This is a genomic window from Maribacter chungangensis, from assembly GCF_042676845.1.
GTDB lineage: Bacteria > Bacteroidota > Bacteroidia > Flavobacteriales > Flavobacteriaceae > Maribacter > Maribacter chungangensis.
In genome coordinates, this window is record NZ_JBHTHY010000003.1 from 644,977 (window position 1) to 661,602 (window position 16,626).

The window sequence follows — 16,626 nt, forward strand, 5'->3', positions numbered from 1 at the left end:
TAGCGTTTGAACTTGGCGGTTCGTTGTGCGTATCGTTCAAAACATGATGATCATTTTGTTTTGCTATCCTTTAAAATCTAGCAGGTATTTGGATTGGGTTAATAGGTTTCAAATTCTTCTGAGAACTTCGTCCGTAAGGATATGCCTTCTTTCTCGCTGATACGTTTGATCAGTTTAATGATGGTTTTGTCCTTTATAAGTTCGATTCCTTTTTCAATATCATCGGCAAAAACCCGATCCTTATCGGCAAAGGATACCTTTTTTCTGATTTCCTTGTGAATCTCCTCTAAAAACACACCGGATTTCATCGGTTTTCTATATTCAAAGGCCTGAGCCGCGGTCAATAGTTCAATAGCCAATATTTTTTCAACATTGCCGATTACCTGTACCGCTTTACGCCCACCTATAGAACCCATACTAACATGGTCTTCTTGTCCAAGTGAGGTAGGTATGCTATCCGCACTAGATGGAAAACAAAGTCCTTTGTTCTCACTGGCCAAGGCCGCTGTTGTATATTGGAGAATCATGTAGCCGGAATTGATGCCCGTATCCTTCATTAATAATTTAGGTACACCGGGACTATTGCCTTCCAGGGCCAAATAGATGCGGCGATCTGAAATATTACCAATTTCCGAAGCTGCAAGGCAGGCATAGTCCAAGGCCATGGCCAAGGGCTGTCCGTGAAAGTTGCCCCCACTAATGGTGAGTTCTTCATCTATGATTACCGGATTGTCCGTTACGGCGTTCAGCTCCACTTCCAAGAGTTCCTTTAAATGAAGCCAGGCATTACGCGATGCACCATGTACTTGCGGAATACAGCGCAAGGAGTAAGGGTCCTGTACCCGTTCGCAATCAATATGGTCTTCCATAATTTCCGACCCTTTCAACAAATTTTTTACACGTTTGGCCACATGGATGTTTCCTTTAAAAGGTCTTAATTCATGTAGTTTTTTATGAAATGGTTTTATAGATCCTTGTAATCCCTCGATCATCATAGCGCCAATGATATCTGCCTGTGATAGTACGGAATGTAGTTTCTCTACCACTTTTACCGCGTGTGCGGCTATGAACTGTGTTCCGTTTATAAGGGCCAAGCCTTCTTTAGGGCCAAGGTCCAGGGCAGAAAGTCCGGTGCGTTCAAACAGTTGGGCCGTGGTTATGGTTTCGTTCTTATATAGCACTTTGCCCAGTCCTATGAGCGGTAGAAATAAATGTGAAAGAGGCGCCAAATCTCCCGATGCACCTACCGAACCTTGGGAGGGAACCACTGGAATGGCATCGTTGTCTATATGCCAAATAATGCGGTCCAAGGTAGCTTCGGCTATACCGGAACAGCCTTTTGCCAAGGAATGTGCTTTTAATATCAGCATGAGTTTGGCAATGGTTTTTGATATGGGTTTCCCTACGCCTACACTATGGCTCTTTAGAATGTTCGTTTGAAGGATATTGGTTTCCGATTTTGAAATTTTGGTCGTACAAAGCGGGCCAAATCCCGTATTGATCCCGTAAACGGGATGCCCCTTCTCCACAATACGCTTTACAATGTCCCAACTCTTTATTACGTTTTCTCGCGTAGGTCTAGACAATGAAATTGTGGTACTGCCCTCTGCTATTTGTAGGGCAGTACCTGCGGTAAGCCAATCCTCTCCTAAATTGAACGTTTTTGACACGGCTTTCATTTGAACTTATTTTAGTTTCTGAAAGATAATATTTAAGTTTGATACCTACCAATACCATTTTGGTGTATAATCAATAACTATGAGTACTCAAATAGAATTGCGACATCTCACATATTTCTTGGCAGTGGCCGAAGAGCTACATTTTAGGAAAGCCGCGGAAAAACTCTTTATTTCCCAGCCTGGTTTAAGTAGGCAAATTAAACAGATGGAGGAATTGTTGCAGGCGAAGCTTTTTTTAAGGAACAATAAAAAGGTAGAATTGACTCCGGCAGGTCATTATTTAAAGCAAAGGGCGGCCGATATTTTTAAGCAATTGAAAGAAACACAACGGGAGTTGCAATTGATAGGAGATGGGGATACCGGAGAATTGCGTATCGGATTTTTGGGTTCCGCCATGCAGAATATAATTCCGGACTTGTTGGTAGCTGTCAAGGATAAGTATCCGAAAATAAAAACTTCACTGGAGGAGCGTTCCAATTTAGAACAGGTAGATGCTATCTTGAACAACGAACTGGATATAGGTTTTGTTCGGTTAGATCGCGTTCCGGCCGATTTGAATATGCAAACGGTATTTGAAGATACTTTCTCGTTAGTGTTACCGGAAACCTATCCGATGCTTACAAGAGAGTACACAGGTATGGCCCGTTTTGCCGAGGACAACTTTATATTGTTCAGTCAGGATTACAGTCCGTATTACTACGATACGATTATGGGAATTTGTGCCGATGCCGGTTTTAAGCCAAGGGTGTCTCATAAATCCGTTCATGCGCACACCATTTTTAAGTTGGTAGAAAACAAGCTCGGCATTGCTATCGTACCCACGGCCTTACAGGCAGGGTTTCAAATGCGGGTAAAGTTTATTGAACTAAAGGATGTGAAACAACGTGCCTTGCTATCTGTTATCTGGAAGAAGGAAAACGCTAATCCTGTGTTAAAAAATTGTATGGATTTACTTTTAACAAGATCTTCAAACAAAAAAAGGAATGTGTTATGATTTTTGATGTAATAAAGAACCGTCGTTCTGTTTTTCCAGCACAGTATATAGACAGGCCCATTGCAAAATCGGTTATTGAAAAAGTATTGGAAGCCGCCAATTGGGCGCCCACCCATAGAAAGACCGAACCTTGGCGTTTTAAGGTGCTACAAGGTGAGAAATTAGCGGAACTAGGCGAGTTTTTGTCCAACACCTATATCGATGTTACGCCAAACCCAAAACAGATAAAGGCCAAGAAGTTAATTGAAAATCCCAAAAAGGCCGGAGCAATTATTGCCATCTGCATGCAGCGAGACCCTATGGAATCGGTTCCGGAGTGGGAGGAGATAGCCGCTACGGCCATGGCGGTCCAGAATATGTGGCTCGCCTGCACGGCCATGGATATTGGTTGTTATTGGAGTTCACCCGCGCTTATTTCCTATATGGACGAATTTTTACCCATGAACGAAGGGGAGAAGTGTTTAGGATTTTTTTATATGGGCTATTACGAGGGCGAACTCTCGGAGCAGGTACGAAAACCAATAGCGGAAAAGACAATATGGATGGACTAATCAAAATAAGGGAAAAGAGCCGCTTTGTATTCCCATGCCGTTGTAATATATAGTCCAAGAAAAACGATGGTCACCATAAATTTTAGAAACGTACCGGTTAAAAATCCAAGAAAAGAACCGAAAGCGGCCTTTGTGGCCGTTTTTTTATCGGCCTTGTTCAATAATTCCCCCACAAGTGCGCCCACGAACGGCCAGATGATGATGCCAAAAGGACCAAGAATGGGTAAGAATAGCGCGACCAACAGGCCTATGGTGGTACCTATCATTCCCGCTTTGGTACCACCGAATTTTTTGGTTCCCATGGCAGGTATCACATAATCCAATGCAAAAACAACAAGGGCTATGACGAGGGTAATACCTAAAAGCCACCAATTGTCTGGTACCGCTTTGGTAAGGTAAAGAAGTAAAAGTCCTATCCAGCTGATAGGCGGCCCGGGCAATACGGGCAAAAAACTACCTAAAATGCCAATAAGCATAAAGAGGAAGCCAATAATCAACAAAGCAATATCCATGTAGTCTTTTATTATTGGACTAATATAATGCTATTTTGTTACACCCTTGACGCCACGGACCTTTCAGTTTTTTAAACCTGAAAAGTCTCTCGTCCAAGTTTTTTTGAGGTAAGACCGTCCTTAAAAAGACATGATTTCTAAATTCTCAAAAGGTTACATCTATCGCGAATAGTAACCTTTAAGGGCTATTTCTGACCGAATATTCATTTTTTAACTAAAATATTAGTTTAAACTAAATAATTAGTTATATTTGTTGTTGAGATAAACTAACAATTTAGTTAAATGAAACAACTAACAAAGGCAGAAGAAGAGGTGATGCAGGTATTGTGGCAACTGGAAAAATGTAATGTCGCAGCGGTAATAGACCAACTTCCGGAACCCAAACCGGCCTATAATACCGTGTCTACCATCGTCCGGATTTTGGAGGACAAGGGCTTTGTAAGCCATGAAAAAGCGGGAAGGGGATATTTGTATTTCCCCTTGGTGCAAAAGGCCGATTATAGCAACCAAAGCATCAATAAATTAGTGGACGGTTATTTTCAAGGCTCCTTTAAGAGTATGGTATCATTTTTCATGAAAAAGAACGATATGAGCCTTACGGAACTGGAATCCATCTTAAAGGAAATAGATAAGGAAGCGAAATAAATAGTAGGGCCAATAGATTAGAATCAAGAAACATGACAAATAGTGTTGTTGGTCTCGCTTCTTTTTTCTTGCAGTCCGCCAAAGGCGAGACGGTCTCAAGTCTAACATCTCATATCTAAGATTTAAATTATGATACAGTATATCCTAGAATGCATCGCCTTTCAATTGGCCTTTTTGGTCATCTACGACTTCTTTCTAAAAAAGGAAACTTTTTTCCAATGGAACCGGGTGTATTTGATAGGGACATACCTATTGTCCTTGGTCTTGCCCTGGATAAAAATAGAGGCCTTAAAAACAACGGTTCCCGAACAGTATGCCGTTTATCCGGAATTTCTTTGGAACATGGACAATGTTGGGGTTGCCGCTGTGGGACAAGCAAGTCCCGGGTTTCAAATCTCGTGGCAGGAAGGAATTTTGTATGGTGGCATGTTAGTGGCGGCCGTATATTTTGCGTATAAACTAGTTCAATTATATAGACTGAGCAGGAACGGCAATTTGGAGCGTTTTCCGAACTTCACCCGTATTGTCATTGCCAATAGCGAGATGGCGTTTTCATTTTTCAGGTCGATATTTTTGGGGGATAAAATACTGGAACGCGAACATAGTAGTATTATCAAACACGAACTCGTACATATAGAACAGCGGCATACGCTAGATCTTTTGATTTTTGAATTCATGCGCATTGTGGGCTGGTTCAACCCGCTGGTGTATGTGTATCAAAACAGGATCGCGGAACTGCACGAATTTATTGCCGACGCCCAAGTACCTAAAAAGGAGCGCAAGGCGCATTATGACTTGTTGTTATCGCAAATATTTCAGACCCAGAATATCTCTTTCGTCAATCAATTTTATAAAAAATCATTAATCAAAAAACGAATCGTCATGTTACAAAAATCAAAATCGAAGAAAGTCTTTCAGTTAAAGTATTTGTTGATATTACCGTTGTTGGTAGGAATGTTGGTTTATAATTCTTGCGGAATGGTTTCTCAAGCCAAAGAAAACCTCCATAAAAGTTTTACGGTTTCAAATTTGGAACAGCTTAGCTTAAAGAAAACAAATCAGCTATTTACTCAATTAATAGACTTGTCTTTACAATCACAAGATTGGTCAATGGTTGTCAAGGATACATATTCTACAGTTACATTTTCAAGAGCAAATAAAGGATCTGGTATTTCCGGGCCGGACGGAGCGATAATACAAGCTAAAATGCAAATAGAGTCTAAAATCTTGGATGATGACTTTGAACTTTTTAAGGATGATATTATTTCTTTGTCACGAAGAATAATTCAAAGCGATGGGAATAAAAAAGTAAATAATACAGATGTAGCGATAATCCCCTTCGCAGAAGTAGAAAAAGTTCCCGTATTCCCCGGCTGCGAAAACGATGCGGATAAACGAGGGTGTTTTTTTGAAAGTATGAGGAATCACATACGTAAACATTTCAATTACCCAAAAGAAGCACAGGAAAAGGGTATCCAAGGCCAGGTTAATACGATGTTTGTTATCGATGAAACCGGTGCTGTAACAAAAGCAAGATTTCGTGGGCCAGATTCCTTGTTGAAAAATGAGGCAAAGCGCATCATCTCACGTTTGCCTAAAATGCAACCCGGAGAACACAAAGGGGAGAAAGTGCAAGTGGCTTTTTCCATTCCTATCTCTTTTAAGCTCAACTCAAATACACCTACAAAAGAGGTAGTGCCTCAAAACTATAATGAGGCTATGGACGTTCCTTTTTCCGTGATAGAGGAAGTCCCCATCTTCCCAGGTTGTGAGGGAGCAACGGACAAAAGAAAATGTTTTAACGAAATGATGCAAAAACACATCGCCAAAAATTTCCGATATCCAAAAGAAGCACAGGAAAAGGGTCTACAAGGGCGAGTGAACGTATTGCTTACTATTGGTAAGGATGGCGTAATCAAAAATTTGAGAATGCGAGGGCCAGATGTGCTATTGGAAAATGAAGCCAAACGAATCATGGATTTATTGCCAAACATGGTTCCCGGTAAAAAAGATGGGAAAGAGGTAAATGTTCCTTATTCTATTCCCATAACGTTTAAGTTGGATATGGACTCGGATACAACAAATAATATGACTGTTATGTACAATGCCTTGCTAATGGAACGCAAGCGATTACTTAAAAGTGCCGATGCAGAAAACCCGATCATACAAAATTTGGATAATCAAATTCAGTCATTGAAACGTTCTATAAGGGCTTCTGAGGAGCTTGCGCAACAAGCCAAAATAGAGAAAGAAGCTATGGACGTTCCTTTTTCCGCGATAGAGGAAGTCCCCATCTTTCCAGGTTGCGAGGGAGCAACGGACAAAAGAAAATGTTTTAACGAAATGATGCAAAAACACATCGCCAAAAATTTCCGATATCCAAAAGAAGCACAGGAAAAGGGTCTACAAGGGCGAGTGAACATATTGCTTACTATTGGTAAGGATGGCGTAATCAAGAATTTGAGAATGCGAGGGCCAGATGTGCTATTGGAAAATGAAGCCAAACGAATCATGGATTTATTGCCAAACATGGTTCCCGGTAAAAAAGATGGGAAAGAGGTAAATGTTCCTTATTCCATTCCAATTTCTTTTCGTTTGGACTATAATGCTGATGAAACCGCTAATTGGAAATTGGATACAACAAATAAGAAAGAAGAGCGTATAGGGGATGATACCCCCCTTTTTATGGTCGATGGAAACGAATACACTAAAAAGGATTTTATAGACTTCGAAAAGTCTAACCCAAATAACATTAAATTTATAAACGTTATTAAAGGCGATGCCGCTATTGAAAAATATGGTGAAAGAGCAAAAAATGGAGTCGTTGAAGTAGTAACTAAGGATAAAACAGGGTTGACTAAGGATAAAGATGAAAATCCAATCTACTTCCTTGATGGTGTTGAAACAACTAAAAAATACATTGAAACCATCAATCCAGATTTCATAGCATCCGTAAATGTCCTCAAAGGCAAGGCCGCAGAAGATAAATATGGAGAAAAAGGTAAGAACGGTGTCGTAGAAATCACTTTAAAAAAGAAAGATTGATAAAGTATAGTGCCCTAGGACTATTATTTTTCACCTTGCTGGGCCGAGGTCAGTCGGTATCAATCATCGAAGCAGACAGCCTATACGCCACCGGAAATTATACCAAGGCGATCAATGCCTACGCAACACTTGGAACGTTACGTGCTGGCATACAAATAGCACGCGCTTACAGTGCCATTGGCAATATGGATAAGGCAATTGCACAGTATCAGGCGGTGTTGGAAGGAGATGCCAAGCAACAACTCGCACATTTTGAACTGGGGAAGTTGTTTTTAAAATCCAAGGCGTACGATGAAGCGCGTAAAAGCTTTCAATTCTTGGTATCCACTGCCGGGGATAATCCCGAATACCATTACTATCTGGGCGAAGCGTATCGCAACTTAGAGCAAGCTGGTAGTAGTCTGGTTTCCTATAAAAATGCCGTAGCAAAGGACAGCACCCATCTTAGAAGTCTGTTTCAATTGGGTAAATATTTTACCGTCAAAAGAGAAAAGAACCAGGCACTTCATTACATAGATCAAGGCCTGCGTTTTTACGAAAACGATGTGGCCATGGTAAACCTAAAGGCCTTGGTCTTGTATAATGATGGGCGGTATGCAGATGCTATCCCGTGGTTGGAAAAGGTGTTGGCCTTGGGCGAACAGAAGGAATATGTGTATGAAAAATTAGCCCATAGCTATTATAAGGAATGGGAATTTGAAAAGGCTAAGTCGGCGTATAGGGAGCTATTGAAATTTAACGATACCCATTCGGACTATTATTATGCCTTGGCGGAAACCTATCGTAAGAACAAACAATTGGATTCGGCCACCATACTTGTAAAAAAGGGAATGGACATCCAAAGGCCTGTCTTGGCCAAGGGTTTTATGGCACTCTCGGGCTTGGCAAGGGAAAAGGAGGATTTAAAAATGGCCTTGGAGTATTTACAACTGGCGGTAGCCGAAGACCCCAACGACGGGATGCTGTATTTTAGATTATGTACATTAATTGACCGATTTTACAAAGATCCCGTTATAAAATTAGAGTACTACGAGCGGTATGTGAAACGCTTTGGTGCCGAGGTGCCTTTCTTTTCCGGGACGGCCAAAAAACGGATTTCCGAACTCAAGGAACAAATACATTACGCCAAGGAGCCGACTGATTAAAAATTCGTAATTTTCGCCATAGATTAGGCATAATGAAGCGTCTTTGTATCGTTTTGGTTTCTTTAAGTCTGTTTTCTTGTCATTTCTTTGAATCAAAGGAAAAAAGAACACAGGAATTGATCGACTCCGAACTTCGGGAAATCGACTGGAACTCCATAGACACCTATCCCCTTTTTTTGGATTGTGATGAAACCGCCACAAAAGAACAACAGCGGCAATGTTTTGAGCAACGGATAACCGCACATTTTGAGGAAACCCTGAACGAATTTGAATTTATTGTAGATTCCGAGGATAACCCTACCGTAGCCGTTATCTTTGTAATCGATGCAGATGGGGAAATAGACATTTTGGAGATAGAAAAAGACCGATACATTCTAAAGCAAATGCCGGAATTTGATGGTATTGTAACGCAAAGTTTAAAAACGGTTCCGGAAATTACACCGGCACTCAAAAGAGGTATTCCGGTGAGTACCAAATTTAGGATTCCCATTCAGTTAAACACCAAGTAGAAAAGGTTGGCAAACGAAAAAATAATACTAGGCATAGACCCGGGAACTACCATTATGGGCTTTGGGCTCATCAAGGTAGTGGGTAAAAAGATGGAGTTTATTCAAATGAACGAACTCTTGCTTCAAAAATATAGCGACCCCTACACTAAACTTAAGCTCATTTTTGAACGTACCATAGAACTCATAGACACCTATCACCCGGATGAAATTGCTATAGAAGCACCGTTCTTTGGGAAGAATGTACAATCCATGCTCAAGCTGGGTCGTGCCCAAGGCGTTGCGATGGCAGCCGGACTCTCCCGACAAATTCCCATAACGGAATACCTGCCCAAAAAAATAAAAATGGCGATCACCGGAAACGGAAACGCCAGTAAGGAACAGGTCGCTAAAATGCTGCAAAGCGTACTTGGCCTAAAAACACTGCCCAAAAACCTGGATGCCACGGACGGACTCGCAGCCGCGGTGTGTCACTTTTATAACGAAGGACGCGTAGAGGTAGGCAAGAGCTATTCTGGGTGGGGTTCTTTTGTAAAGCAGAACAGCCCCCCAACCCCCAAAGGGGGAGTTAAGAACTCTTTACAGGTTAACCTTCGGAAAAATAAAAAATAGACTGTTTTGACAGAATTAAAAGGTTTGAACACCGCAGTAAAAGTTCCCCCTTTGGGGGCGGAGGGGGCTGGCATCTACATCCACATACCGTTCTGCAAACAGGCGTGCCACTATTGCGATTTTCACTTTTCTACCACTATGGGAAAGAAGGAAGCGATGGTATTGGCTTTATGTAAAGAACTGGAGCTTCGGAAAGATGAATTTGCCGGTATTATGGTAGAGACCATTTATTTTGGTGGCGGAACGCCTTCGGTTTTGGATACGGAGGAGATAGCGCAACTTATAGCTACCGTGTATACAAATTACTACATAGCGGAACATCCAGAAATTACCTTGGAGGCCAATCCGGATGACCTTACGCCAAAGAAGATTTTGGAGCTTGCCAAAAGTCCGGTCAATCGGTTGAGCATTGGAATACAATCTTTTTTTGATGAAGATCTAAAGTTGATGAACCGCGCGCATTCTGCGAATGAGGCCATTGCGTCGTTATCCCTGGCAACACGCCACTTCGATAACATTTCCATCGACTTAATTTACGGTATGCCCAACATGAGTGCCGAGCGATGGAAGGCCAATATAGAAAAGGCATTGTCCTTTAATATTCCGCATATTTCCAGCTACGTGCTTACCGTAGAGCCTAAAACGGCGCTTTACGATTTTGTAAAAAAGGGTTTGGTTAAACCTGCTCCGGATGAGGTGGCACAAGCGCATTTCGATATTTTAAATGAAACGCTAACTAGGGCCGGGTACGCGTGTTATGAGATTTCAAGTTTTGGGAAACCGGGTTACTTCTCCAAAAATAATTCAGCCTATTGGCAACAGAAAAAGTACATTGGTATTGGTCCGTCCGCACATTCTTTTGACGGACAAAGACGTGGGTGGAACATCAATAACAATCCAAAGTACATAAGGGCATTGAACAACGGGGAACTGCCCATGGAGGTAGAGGTATTGTCCACGACCGATAAATACAACGAGTATGTGATGACCGGATTGCGCACCGTTTGGGGCGTTTCGTTGGATAGGGTAGCGCGGGAGTTTGGCATCAAATACAAGGAGTACCTAATCCTACAGGCCGATAAATACATCAACGAGCACCTGTTGTTTACGGATGGAGACTTGCTTTTGGCAACGAATAAAGGAAAGTTTCTGGCCGATGGGATAGCGGCCGATCTGTTCATTGTAAAAATGAAGTGAATACCTCCAAAATTACTAGGTTGCGTTGTTGCGTATTCTAAGTTGATGGAAAGAACGATGAATAAGTACTCATTGATATGGTATTTGAAAGTAAACTACCTAGGGGCAAGCCCACGAGGCATCAATAAGAAACTGATTTTGAATTTCGGGGCAAGCATCGGAGTATCAAACCCTTTGGCGGTGCCTATGACGATAGCATCTCCCCTTTTTCAAGGGGAGGTGGATTCCGACCTCCCGATAGCTATCGGGATGGCAGGAAGACGGAGGGGTGCCCTGCTAAGCTATACATTTATGGTATTTAAAATTGACGATGATTTCTATATCAAATGAAATCAAGGTCTTTTTGTATTTGCTTGATGAAAAATAAAGTAAATTTGAATTAGACCAAGTATTATGAAGGCAATCATAAAACATAAGAAAAACGAATACCAAATCAACCTGGCCAAACCCTTGGACATCTCCATGCCCTTGCGGGGCAATGCAACAAATGTAAACGCCTGGTACGTGGAACATCCACGTATTTTACCGCATACGGATGGCGATTTTGTGGGCAGTATAGAAAAAGGCGCCAGTACCAATTTCAACGATATCTGGTTTAATCCGCATGCGCATGGCACGCATACGGAATGTGTAGGTCATATTACTCGGGAGTTCGCCTCTGTTAACGATAGTTTACACCGTTTTTTCTTTTTTGCCCAATTGGTTACCATTGCGCCGGGCAAGTTGGGAGACGATTTTGTGATTACTAAAAAGCAATTGCAAAATGCTATTGGCGACAATACGATGGAGGCCTTGGTCATTCGCACCTTGCCCAATACGGAGTCAAAAAAATCGAGACAGTACGCCCATACGAATCCCCCATATTTGCTCGAAGAGGCAGCACAATTTTTAGTAGACCTAGGCGTGCAGCATTTGCTGATAGATTTGCCTTCGGTAGATAAGGAAAAGGACGGTGGAGCCTTGTTGGCCCATAAGGCATTTTGGGGGGTGGACGCCGCTGTCAGGAAAGAAGCAACGATAACCGAATTCATTTATGTGCCCAATGCCATTGAAGATGGCCGCTATTTTTTGAATCTACAAGTGGCACCTTTTCAGAACGATGCCAGTCCCAGTAGGCCCGTGCTGTATAAAATAAAAAATGAATAATGTACTTTCTTAGTAACTTTACCAAATGGATAGTATGTTAGAACTGTTTCTTGGCCTCATCTTAGGGGGCATCATCATGTATTGGCTGTTTTCTTTTTTCAGGAAAAAAAAGAGTAAGGAACTTACCAACCACCAGTCTACCGTATTGTTGGAAAAGATAAAGACCGTCTGTAAATTGATTTCGGTAGAGGGCGATTTTGCCGAAATTTATAAATACGAGAATACCAAAGAGCGTTTTCTAAGTTTGGTCAGTAGTAAGAAAAAAGCGCTCATCGTTATAAAGGCCAAGGCCCAGATCGGTTACGATCTTCAAAAAATACTGATGCATGCCGATGATGGAAATAAGAAAATTGTACTCACCAGTTTTCCTCAGCCCGAAGTGCTGTCCATACAACCGGAACTGGATTTTTACGATATAAAGAACGGTATGTTCAACACCTTTACCCCAAATGACCTAACGACATTGAACCAAGAGGCGAAAAAGCATATTCTGGAGAAAATTCCGGAAAGCGGCCTTATGGATACGGCACGGAAAGAAGCCCTGCAGACCGTTTTGCTCATAGAACAAATTGTGGAGACCATTGGTTGGAAATTGGATTATACGGCCTTGAATATTACGGAAGAGCAAAAGAAAAAGATTGAAGGTTAGTTTGTAAAAGGAAATATGGTATCAGGTCGGTGTTTTTTTTAAACACTTCAAGTAAACTAACTTCAAATTTCGGCCATTTACAAGTTTTTATCCTAGTTGTTGCAACAATTTATCAGGGTCTTGCCGAGTATCAAAGAGCGTGATAATTTCAATTTCTTTCTGTGCAAAATTCACACGGTAGAAAAATGTTGTCTGTTTTGTAACTACACATTTATATATACCACCAAATTGTATTGACTTTTGGCAACTCACAGGGTGTACAGAGATATGTTCTATTTTTGAGGTGAATTTTGTTAAAAAATCTTTTTTGACTTTATAGCCCCATTCGTCCAATAAATATTCGGTAAGTTTTTTTAGTTTGTATGCTGCACTTTCGGATAAAAAACGTCCATTAAGATATAGTTTTGAGCACATCTTTATATAGCATTCGTTTTCCTTGATCTAGTTGCGCTATTCCTTTTTGGATTTCTACCTGTTCAGATTCAGTCAATTCATTCCAAAAGTCGGATTTCTCATTAGTGACGAAGTCTAAGACCTTCTTAATAACTGTATCGTTATTGATATTCAATATCATTTTAACAAGTTCTATTTTTGATGCTTTGATATCCATATCTTTATTCTTTAACTCAAAGTTACTGAAAATTCGTATGTTGAGCATAATTTCTCGAAGGAGGGGATGTAATCATGAAAAAACAATAAATGAAAGCAATTATAACTTTAGTATTTTTAATGACGATAGGAACGGCAATAGGCCAAACAAACGAAACCATGAACGAATTTGATTCCAATTTTGCACATACCGTATATTTCTGGTTAAAGAATCCCGATAGTCCGGCAGACAGAAAAGCCTTTGAAACCTCCTTACGTACCTTTTTGGACAATTCGGCCTATGCAAAAACACAGTTTATTGGCAGACCGCCCAAGGCTAGCAGGGATGTGGTAGATGGTTCGTTTACCTATTCCCTCATCGTTACGTTTGAATCTGCCGAGGCACAGCAGCTGTACCAAGATGAAGCCCCGCATAAAAAATTTGTGGAGGAGTCCAGCGGATTATGGACAAAGGTTATTGTCTATGATTCTACATCAATTTGATGTAAATGATTTGCTTTAGAACTCCTGTTGAAGGCGATTACAGGAAGATTGCGGAATTGCACGCAAACAGCTGGCAAGAAAACTACAGGGGCACCTTCAGCGATGATTTTTTGGATAATAAAGTGCACCGTGAGCGTCTAGCGGTTTGGAAAGAACGTTTTTTGCATCCGTCAGAACATCAATATATAGTTTTAGCGGAGGAAGAGGGAACGCTCCTTGGTTTTTGTTGTGCCTATATAGATCAGAGTACGTATTATGGTACCTATTTAGATAATCTGCATGTAAGCACAAAGGCAAAAAGAAGGGGATTGGGAACGGTATTAATACAAAAGCTTATCCAGGAAATTAGGCAGCGTAATGCGACGGATAAACTCTATTTATGGGTGTTGGATACCAACGAAGAGGCGATTAATTTTTATGATACGTTAAAAGGTAGGAGAGAAGAGCCTATAAAGGACGATGATATTGGGGACGCCGAATTTTGGAAGATCAGATATGTTTGGGATAGTCTCCGAATTTTAGAAGAGTGCATCCTTACAAAATTGGAACGATATGAACGTCGAAGAATTTAGGGACTATTGCCTTGGTAAAAAAGGGATCACCGAAGAATTTCCTTTTGATGCCGTCACTTTGGTTTTTAAGGTGATGGGTAAGATGTTCGCCTTGTGCGGTCTGGAACGGACACCAACACAAATAAACTTAAAATGTGATCCCGAGAGAGCCGTGCAGCTTCGTGAGGAACATGAGGACATAATTGAAGGCTGGCACATGAGCAAAGTGCATTGGAATACCGTTTATATAGAACGTTTAAACCCTGAACTGACCAAAGAACTCATAGACCATTCCTATGATCTGGTGGTATCCAAATTCACAAAAAAGCTGAAGGCGGAACTGGATGCGCTCCCTTAAGTCCCTTATCCATATCTTTGCGCTTTAATTGCAAAACCGTATCGCTATAATGCAGGATGCCGCTTCTTTTTATCAATCTCAAATACAAAAATATAGTACCGAGCTTTCCAAGTTAAAAAAGCAATTGTTCGCCTCCAGCATGGTGCGTTTGTCCGTGTTTTTGTTGGCTGTTTTCGGGGTCTACCTCTTGTACGGCAATACCAAATGGGTTGCGGCAACCGTATTGGCTGCTGTGGTGGCCTTCTTGTACTTGGTGTCCCGTCATACAGATCTGCAAAAGAAACGGGACAAGGTCAAGGAGCTCATTCGTATCAACGAAATAGAATTGCGGGTGTTAGAACGTGATTTTCACGACTTGCCCGACGGTGAATCGTACAAAGACCCCTTACATTTTTATAGTCAGGATATTGACCTTTTCGGTAAGGGCTCTTTTTATCAGTATATCAATAGAACGGCCTTACCACAGGGAAGTGATGCCTTGGCGGCACTACTTACGGAGAACAAGATAAATAATATAGTACAAAAGCAGGATAGTATCGCGGAATTGGCCAAGTATCCGGAATGGCGACAGGATTTTTCGGCAACCGCTGCCTTGGCAAAAGCCGAGACGGCTACAAGTGCCATCGTATCTTGGTTACGATCGTATACCGCTTTTATGCCTAAGGCAATGCGGTATCTTCCATGGGTCTTTGGCGGATTTTCCGTGCTTTTTGTAGTGCTGTACTTTATGGGTATCGTTTCGGAATCCATGCTTGTGTATTGGCTCTTTTTTGGGCTCTTGATTTCAGGATTTTTTGCCAAGAAAGTGAGTAGGTTGGGGGCGGCCACAGGTCAAATTCAATCTACCTTTCAGCAATACAATCAGTTGTTAAAACTTATAGAGGAAAAGGAGTTTACATGCGATGTATTACGGGCCAAAAAAGAACAAATTTTGAGTCAGGGAAGAAAAACATCCTTGGTCTTGCACGATTTCTCCAAGCTCTTGTCCAAATTGGATCAGAACAATAATGTAGTCTATCTTATTTTCGGAAACGGATTGTTCCTAGCCAGTTTGGCCACAAGTCTAAAAATTGAAAAGTGGATTGCAAACCATGGTGCATCTGTAGAAAAGTGGTTCGATATCATTGCTTTTTTCGATGCCCGGAACAGTTTGGGAAATTATGTTTTTAATCATCCAACGTACACATTTCCAATTATAGTTGAAGAAGGAACTGCCTTGAAGTCCAAAAACGCAGGGCACCCCCTTTTAGACCCCAAAAAGAGCGTATTGAACGATTTTGAAATAAAAAACCAGGAATTCTTTATTATCACAGGTGCCAACATGGCCGGCAAGAGTACCTTTTTACGAACGGTATCCCTGCAGATCGTGATGGCAAATGTAGGCTTGCCAGTCTGTGCTACGTCGGTAACCTATGTCCCCATAAAGCTGATAACCAGTATGCGTACCACCGATTCCTTGACGGACGATGAATCCTACTTCTTTTCAGAATTAAAACGTTTAAAGTTCATTGTAGACGAAATTCAGCACGATCGTTATTTTATTGTGTTGGACGAGATATTAAAAGGAACCAATAGTACCGATAAGGCCAAGGGTTCCCGTAAATTCGTGGAACGTTTGGTAGGCTCCAAAGCCACAGGAATCATAGCTACCCACGATCTAAGTCTTTGTGAGGTGGCAAAAGAACTGCCCCAAGTACAAAACCACTATTTTGATGCAGAGATCATAGCTAATGAACTGCATTTTGATTATAAATTCAAGGAAGGTATTTGTCAGAATATGAATGCATCCTTCCTGTTGAAGAAGATGGAGATAGTTGAATAGAGGGTAGAGGTTAGTTGTTAGCGTGTAGTTGTTGGAGGGTAGTTTTTAGGGGGTGGAAAAAAAGATAGTAAGAAGTAAGAAGTGAAAAGTAAAGAAGTGCAAAAGTACAAAGTGCGCTTACT

19 protein-coding genes are annotated in these 16,626 nt (G+C 41.3%); 15 read left to right on the top strand and 4 right to left on the bottom strand.

Annotation, left to right across the window (positions count from 1 at the left end; all coding sequences use genetic code 11):
• Positions 1–98: 98 nt before the first annotated feature.
• Positions 99–1,679 (bottom strand): histidine ammonia-lyase, encoded by a 1,581-nt coding sequence (gene hutH, locus ACFQZJ_RS02735; RefSeq protein WP_379932118.1) that lies wholly within the window; start codon positions 1,677–1,679, stop codon positions 99–101.
• Between the two features lie 79 nt (positions 1,680–1,758).
• Here hutH and ACFQZJ_RS02740 point away from each other — a divergent pair, with 79 nt between their 5' ends.
• Together ACFQZJ_RS02740 and ACFQZJ_RS02745 are read left to right on the top strand one after the other, a co-directional pair.
• A complete protein-coding gene (locus ACFQZJ_RS02740) occupies positions 1,759–2,673 on the top strand; it encodes a LysR family transcriptional regulator (RefSeq protein WP_379932119.1) in 915 nt (304 codons plus the stop codon).
• Positions 2,670–3,224: a nitroreductase family protein gene (locus tag ACFQZJ_RS02745; RefSeq protein ID WP_379932121.1), complete on the top strand. Its 555-nt coding sequence runs from the start codon at positions 2,670–2,672 to the stop codon at positions 3,222–3,224. The genes ACFQZJ_RS02740 and ACFQZJ_RS02745 overlap by 4 nt, the downstream gene beginning before the upstream one ends.
• On the opposite strand, the gene ACFQZJ_RS02750 is transcribed toward ACFQZJ_RS02745, so the two are convergent.
• Positions 3,221–3,736 carry a DUF456 domain-containing protein gene (locus ACFQZJ_RS02750; RefSeq protein WP_379932122.1) on the bottom strand — a complete coding sequence of 172 codons (516 nt, stop codon included), beginning with the start codon at positions 3,734–3,736 and terminating at the stop codon, positions 3,221–3,223. The genes ACFQZJ_RS02745 and ACFQZJ_RS02750 overlap by 4 nt on opposite strands.
• A gap of 282 nt (positions 3,737–4,018) precedes the next feature.
• Between ACFQZJ_RS02750 and ACFQZJ_RS02755 the strand changes: the two genes are divergently transcribed.
• The 9 genes from ACFQZJ_RS02755 (at position 4,019) to ACFQZJ_RS02795 (ending at position 12,681) form a co-directional block, all read left to right on the top strand.
• Entirely contained in the window at positions 4,019–4,381 is a 363-nt protein-coding gene (locus tag ACFQZJ_RS02755) for a BlaI/MecI/CopY family transcriptional regulator (RefSeq protein ID WP_379932124.1), read from the top strand.
• A 129-nt stretch (positions 4,382–4,510) separates the two neighbouring features.
• Positions 4,511–7,426 carry a TonB family protein gene (locus tag ACFQZJ_RS02760; RefSeq protein ID WP_379932125.1) on the top strand — a complete coding sequence of 972 codons (2,916 nt, stop codon included), beginning with the start codon at positions 4,511–4,513 and terminating at the stop codon, positions 7,424–7,426.
• On the top strand, positions 7,423–8,571 hold the full coding sequence (locus ACFQZJ_RS02765; RefSeq protein WP_379932127.1) for a tetratricopeptide repeat protein: 1,149 nt from the start codon (positions 7,423–7,425) through the stop codon (positions 8,569–8,571). Before ACFQZJ_RS02760 ends, ACFQZJ_RS02765 begins: the two co-directional genes overlap by 4 nt.
• Positions 8,572–8,603: 32 nt before the next feature.
• Positions 8,604–9,080, top strand: a complete 477-nt coding sequence (locus ACFQZJ_RS02770; protein WP_379932128.1) for a hypothetical protein — start codon at positions 8,604–8,606, stop codon at positions 9,078–9,080.
• 6 nt (positions 9,081–9,086) lie between these two features.
• On the top strand, positions 9,087–9,689 hold the full coding sequence (gene ruvC, locus ACFQZJ_RS02775) for a crossover junction endodeoxyribonuclease RuvC (RefSeq protein ID WP_379932129.1): 603 nt from the start codon (positions 9,087–9,089) through the stop codon (positions 9,687–9,689).
• Positions 9,690–9,695: 6 nt separating this feature from the next.
• Positions 9,696–10,886 (top strand): radical SAM family heme chaperone HemW, encoded by a 1,191-nt coding sequence (gene hemW, locus ACFQZJ_RS02780; protein WP_379932130.1) that lies wholly within the window; start codon positions 9,696–9,698, stop codon positions 10,884–10,886.
• Between the two features lie 57 nt (positions 10,887–10,943).
• A complete protein-coding gene (locus ACFQZJ_RS02785) occupies positions 10,944–11,216 on the top strand; it encodes a hypothetical protein (protein WP_379932132.1) in 273 nt (90 codons plus the stop codon).
• A gap of 63 nt (positions 11,217–11,279) precedes the next feature.
• The gene (locus tag ACFQZJ_RS02790; protein WP_379932134.1) at positions 11,280–12,032 is read left to right on the top strand and encodes a cyclase family protein; all 753 of its coding nucleotides are present in this window, start codon (positions 11,280–11,282) and stop codon (positions 12,030–12,032) included.
• A gap of 25 nt (positions 12,033–12,057) precedes the next feature.
• Positions 12,058–12,681 (top strand): DUF4230 domain-containing protein, encoded by a 624-nt coding sequence (locus ACFQZJ_RS02795; protein ID WP_379932135.1) that lies wholly within the window; start codon positions 12,058–12,060, stop codon positions 12,679–12,681.
• Between the two features lie 87 nt (positions 12,682–12,768).
• On the opposite strand, the gene ACFQZJ_RS02800 is transcribed toward ACFQZJ_RS02795, so the two are convergent.
• Both ACFQZJ_RS02800 and ACFQZJ_RS02805 read right to left on the bottom strand, forming a co-directional pair.
• Positions 12,769–13,095 (bottom strand): type II toxin-antitoxin system RelE/ParE family toxin, encoded by a 327-nt coding sequence (locus ACFQZJ_RS02800; protein ID WP_379932137.1) that lies wholly within the window; start codon positions 13,093–13,095, stop codon positions 12,769–12,771.
• Entirely contained in the window at positions 13,073–13,339 is a 267-nt protein-coding gene (locus ACFQZJ_RS02805) for a hypothetical protein (RefSeq protein ID WP_379932139.1), read from the bottom strand. Before ACFQZJ_RS02805 ends, ACFQZJ_RS02800 begins: the two co-directional genes overlap by 23 nt.
• 41 nt (positions 13,340–13,380) lie before the next feature.
• Between ACFQZJ_RS02805 and ACFQZJ_RS02810 the strand changes: the two genes are divergently transcribed.
• Genes ACFQZJ_RS02810 through ACFQZJ_RS02825 form a run of 4 tightly spaced genes read left to right on the top strand, consistent with a single transcriptional unit; the run spans position 13,381 to position 16,504 of the window.
• Entirely contained in the window at positions 13,381–13,773 is a 393-nt protein-coding gene (locus ACFQZJ_RS02810; protein WP_379932140.1) for a Dabb family protein, read from the top strand.
• Between the two features lie 5 nt (positions 13,774–13,778).
• Entirely contained in the window at positions 13,779–14,345 is a 567-nt protein-coding gene (locus tag ACFQZJ_RS02815) for a GNAT family N-acetyltransferase (protein WP_379932142.1), read from the top strand.
• Positions 14,326–14,682, top strand: coding sequence for an MmcQ/YjbR family DNA-binding protein (locus tag ACFQZJ_RS02820; RefSeq protein WP_379932143.1), 357 nt, complete (start codon positions 14,326–14,328; stop codon positions 14,680–14,682). The genes ACFQZJ_RS02815 and ACFQZJ_RS02820 overlap by 20 nt, the downstream gene beginning before the upstream one ends.
• Positions 14,683–14,731: 49 nt before the next feature.
• On the top strand, positions 14,732–16,504 hold the full coding sequence (locus ACFQZJ_RS02825) for a MutS-related protein (RefSeq protein ID WP_379932145.1): 1,773 nt from the start codon (positions 14,732–14,734) through the stop codon (positions 16,502–16,504).
• The last annotated feature ends 122 nt before the right edge of the window (positions 16,505–16,626 follow it).